Genomic DNA, 833 nt, shown 5'->3' with positions numbered 1-833 from the left:
TCTTGTTTGACTTAGCGAAACACGCCAATTATTATCTTCAGAAAGATCATACGGCTGATCATGTGATTACGGCGTTTATTGAGATGTTTGACCGCATTGTTTCTGTCCTCGGTTTTTCGTTGGGTGAGCAGGAACTTCTCGATCAAGAGATTGAAGACTTAATCGAAAAGCGAAATGAAGCGCGCCGGAATCGCGATTTTGCATTGTCAGACCAGATCCGCGACCAGCTGAAAAGCATGAATATCATTCTTGAAGATACGGCTCAAGGCACTCGCTGGAAACGGGGAGAATAACAGATGCTTGAATTTGATACGATAAAAGATTCTAAGCAGCTTAACGGTCTTGCGCTTGCTTATATAGGTGATGCCATTTTTGAAGTGTATGTCAGGCATCACCTGCTTAAGCAGGGCTTTACCAAACCAAATGATCTTCATAAGAAATCAAGCCGGATTGTTTCAGCAAAGTCACAGGCTGAGATCCTATTTTTTCTGCAGAATCAATCATTTTTTACGGAAGAAGAGGAAGCGGTGCTGAAAAGAGGCAGAAATGCCAAGTCAGGGACAACACCTAAAAATACAGATGTTCAGACGTATCGCTACAGTACAGCATTTGAAGCGCTTCTGGGCTACCTTTTTCTAGAGAAAAAAGAGGAACGACTTAGTCAACTCGTAGCCGAAGCTATACAATTCGGGACGTCAGGGAGGAAAACAAATGAGTCAGCAACATGATTACGTCATAGGGAAAAATGCAGTGATCGAGACGTTAAAATCTGATCGGAAGCTGTATAAGCTGTGGATGGCGGAAAACACCGTAAAGGGACAAGCACAGCAAGT

At 43.1% G+C, this 833-nt stretch carries 3 protein-coding genes; all 3 read left to right on the top strand.

Features of this window, described 5'->3' with window-relative positions; all coding sequences use genetic code 11:
- The coding region (locus ACWHAR_RS25320) for a CysS/YqeB C-terminal domain-containing protein (RefSeq protein ID WP_452088215.1) at positions 1–293 on the top strand (293 nt) is incomplete at its 5' end.
- Between the two features lie 3 nt (positions 294–296).
- A complete protein-coding gene (locus ACWHAR_RS25315; protein WP_004399685.1) occupies positions 297–728 on the top strand; it encodes a mini-ribonuclease 3 in 432 nt (143 codons plus the stop codon).
- Positions 712–833, top strand: a 122-nt coding sequence (locus ACWHAR_RS25310) for an RNA methyltransferase substrate-binding domain-containing protein (RefSeq protein ID WP_452088216.1), incomplete at its 3' end; no start/stop codon positions are given. The genes ACWHAR_RS25315 and ACWHAR_RS25310, both read left to right, overlap by 17 nt.

The sequence above is a fragment of the Bacillus sp. LR--39 genome (assembly GCF_053613335.1).
The sequence above is the reverse complement of the archived record's forward strand: the minus strand, read 5'-3'. Positions and strand labels throughout refer to the sequence as shown.